4 protein-coding genes and 2 pseudogenes are annotated in these 2,986 nt (G+C 66.6%); 4 read left to right on the forward strand and 2 right to left on the reverse strand.

Annotated elements, in window-relative coordinates:
- The first annotated feature begins 114 nt into the window (after positions 1-114).
- The 3 genes and pseudogenes from KUM38_RS43050 to KUM38_RS28525 all read left to right on the forward strand — a co-directional run bounded on the left by KUM38_RS43050 (position 115) and on the right by KUM38_RS28525 (position 1,009).
- Positions 115-243 carry a hypothetical protein gene (locus KUM38_RS43050; protein ID WP_302181293.1) on the forward strand — a complete coding sequence of 43 codons (129 nt, stop codon included), beginning with the start codon at positions 115-117 and terminating at the stop codon, positions 241-243.
- A pseudogene (locus KUM38_RS42320) lies at positions 219-356 on the forward strand (IS5/IS1182 family transposase); the annotation flags it as partial. The gene KUM38_RS43050 and the pseudogene KUM38_RS42320, both read left to right, overlap by 25 nt.
- Before the next feature lie 20 nt (positions 357-376).
- Positions 377-1,009, forward strand: a complete 633-nt coding sequence (locus KUM38_RS28525) for a hypothetical protein (RefSeq protein ID WP_217133391.1) — start codon at positions 377-379, stop codon at positions 1,007-1,009.
- A gap of 456 nt (positions 1,010-1,465) precedes the next feature.
- Here KUM38_RS28525 and KUM38_RS42325 read toward each other — a convergent pair whose 3' ends face one another.
- Positions 1,466-1,771, reverse strand: a complete 306-nt coding sequence (locus KUM38_RS42325) for a hypothetical protein (protein WP_254397900.1) — start codon at positions 1,769-1,771, stop codon at positions 1,466-1,468.
- A gap of 314 nt (positions 1,772-2,085) precedes the next feature.
- Here KUM38_RS42325 and KUM38_RS42330 point away from each other — a divergent pair.
- Positions 2,086-2,179 (forward strand): annotated as a pseudogene (locus tag KUM38_RS42330) (alpha/beta hydrolase); the annotation flags it as partial.
- Between the two features lie 379 nt (positions 2,180-2,558).
- On the opposite strand, the gene KUM38_RS28535 reads toward KUM38_RS42330, so the two are convergent.
- The coding region (locus tag KUM38_RS28535) for a transposase (protein ID WP_254397901.1) at positions 2,559-2,986 on the reverse strand (428 nt) is incomplete at its 5' end.

Here is a 2,986-nt window from a genome sequence, read left to right on the forward strand (position 1 = left end):
CGCCACCCGCTACGACAAGACCGCCGAGTCCTACCAAGCAGCCGTCACCCTCGCATCGCTGCTGATGTGGGCGTGACATTTGACGACAACTCCTAGGCGGATACCGCGGGCGACTTGGACTGGGTTGTCGCGGTCGACTCCACCGTCGTCCGCGCTCATCAGCACGAGGCCGGGGCCCGTCAAAAGGGGTTCCTGGTGGCGAGCCGGACGATCATGCCCTTGGACGGTCTCGCGGCGGCCTGACAACAAAGGTCCACCTCGCCGCCGGCAGTCGCTGCCGACCGCTCACCTTCGTCCTCACTGCGGGCCAGGCGGGTGACGCACCCGCCTTCGAGTCGCTCATGGGGCGGATACGGCAGTGCTGGCGACGAGCCTCGTGGCCTCCTCTGCCACGCTGATCGCGGTGCCCGCGGCGCACGCGGGTGACGGCGACTCCCGCGGCCGTACGGAGACGGTGCAGGAGGGCGGCAAGATCTACGCCTCCTACGAGCACATGTCCTCCGGTTTCCGCCCGGAGGACGTCACGCTCAAGATCCACGAGAAGAACAAGTCCGAGGTCCTCGCCAGCGTCCGTCTCGAAGGCACCGACAAGTGCCCCGCCACGAACGACTGCTACGAGAGCGTCTTCCGGTCCGAGCCGGTCACCCTGCCCGCCATGGGCTCCTATGTGATCGACGTCGTGGCCAGGGAAGGACAGTCGAACGAGGTCGTCCGGCATTCGACCGGCTACCTCAACTACGGTCCCAACCCCAAGCTGACCATCAGCAGCAGCCACCCGTGGGTCTCCTACGACAACCCCACCATCAAGGTGTCCGGATTCCTGGTGGCCGAGGACCCGAACACCCATGAGGTCAAGCCGTTCACCGGGGTGGGCATCTACTGCCGCGCCCGGGACACCCACGGCGAGGGGTGGGTGTGGACGAACGATGCGGGGCGTTTCACCACCACCGAGTACTACAACGAGTACAGTCCCACCACCACCAAGTTCGACTGCATGTTCGACGAGTAGTGCGAGTCGCTGAGCCTGCCCTTCCGCAAGCAGGAACTGAAGCTCAAGGTGGACACCCCCACGGGCACGGTCACCGCCCCGTATGGCAGTGAGATCCCCATCCGGGGCAAGCTCACCCGTATCGCGGACGACGGCACCGAGAAGCCCGTCGCCAAGGAGGTGAGGATCGGCACCGGCTCCAGCACCGACACCATCGCGGCGAGCGGCCAGGACGGCGTCCTGCTCCACGGGGTACACCGTCAAGCAGGGCGGGCAGGTGAGTGTCCAGCCGACCGAGTCGAACTGGTTCACCGCGTCGGCCCCGCACTCCTTCACGGTGGCCAGGCCCTCCCGGACGAGCAAGCTGTCGAACGTCGAGGGCAAGGTGGACAAGTACCGCAGGGTCACCTTCACCGGCAAGCTCGGCGTCACGGAGGGCTCGTACCCGGCAGGCACCAAGGCGAAGATCTCCATCGACTACCGTCCCACGGGCGGGTCCTGGACGAGCACTGGCACCTTCGACGCCGCGTACGGCGCCTCCTTCAAGGCGTCCTCGTCGAAGAAGGCGGACTCGGGCGCCCAGTGGCGGCTCCACATCGTCAACGCGGGCGTGGACAGTGCCAGCGTCAAGCTGGGGCGCAAGCACACGAAGATCTGGAACGACGGCGTCTCGCCCGAGGGCGTGCGCAAGGGCTCGACGCTCACCGCCAAGGGCGGCCTGATGCAGAAGTCGGGCTCCACCTGGCGGCCGTACGCCGGGCAGAAGATTCGCGTCTGGTTCAAGGCCAAGACGGTCGGTTCCGCGTGGAAGGAGCTGGGCAGCACCAAGACGCTGAGTGACGGCACGTTCAGCAAGAAGTTCACCGCGAAGCAGGACGGCACCTGGCAGATGCGGTACACGGACACGGTCTCGACCCACTACGCGGACTACGGGACCGAGGATTACGTCGACGTCCGCTACCGAGTGGCAACCGCGTACGAGGCGGCCTCCCGGAATCCATCCGGCGGGGCCGCCTTCGCTGTGGGTCCGGCCACCGGATCGGCCAAGATCGACGTACCCGGAGCGGGTCACGCCCACGCGACACAGAGGCACCACCATGAAGCTGCACACCCGCACATGGGGAACCGGCGACCGCGTCGCCCTCCTGATCCATGGGATCATGTCGGACCACTGCACCTGGCGACGAGAACACCAGTGCATTGTGAAAGCACGCGGACGAAGCGGGTTCAGAGCTGGAGCTGGCGCTGACCCGCATTCGTCTCACTGGGCCTCCAGACGCGGAGGCAGCTGCAACCGAGCTGCACCTTGCTCTGGGGGAGATGCTGGAAGCGGCGCGGCCTGCTCGCGACTTCGGCCCCCCCGGGGGGGACCCGCATAGCCACGTATGCGGGGGCACTGGCACACCGGGCTGAGGCCCAGCAAGCCTTGCAGCACGCGGCAGACTGTCTCTGGGATTCTCCGACCAGTCGGGTACCGGGCTACTGGTGACAACACCCTGCCTATGTGACAGCTGCCGTGCTTCGGCTCACGGATACGTTTCTACTGAGTTTTTCGTTAGTTCTGTGGTGTTTAGGGGTGAATGATCAGGCCGGTGTGGGTGAGGAAGGACCACGGGAGTTGCTCGCTGGAGCAGACGCGGTGGATGCCGCGTTCGGCTGCGTCGGCGACGTCGGCGAGGTGGTCGCCGGCGAGGTTGGCCAGCTCGCGGGTCTTGATGGCCGACCACAGCAATTCGACCGGGTTGAGTTCGGGTGCGTAGGCCGGCAGCCGCTCGAGGGTGAGCCAGTCCTGCTCGGCCGCCCAGGCCCGCATGCCCCGGCTCCAGTGGGCGGACAGTCCGTCCCATACCAGCACCACCGGCTCACCGGCGTAGAAGGTCTTGATCTGTTCCAGCACCTGGATCAGGGAAGTGGTGTCGTAGCTGCCCGGCTTGAGGTGGAAGCACAGCCGCGGGCCGCGTTCGGGGTCGGCGGCGTGATAGCCCAGCGCGGCGGCCA

It is taken from the genome of Streptomyces sp. AC558_RSS880, from assembly GCF_019049255.1.
In the GTDB taxonomy this organism is placed as follows: domain Bacteria; phylum Actinomycetota; class Actinomycetes; order Streptomycetales; family Streptomycetaceae; genus Streptomyces.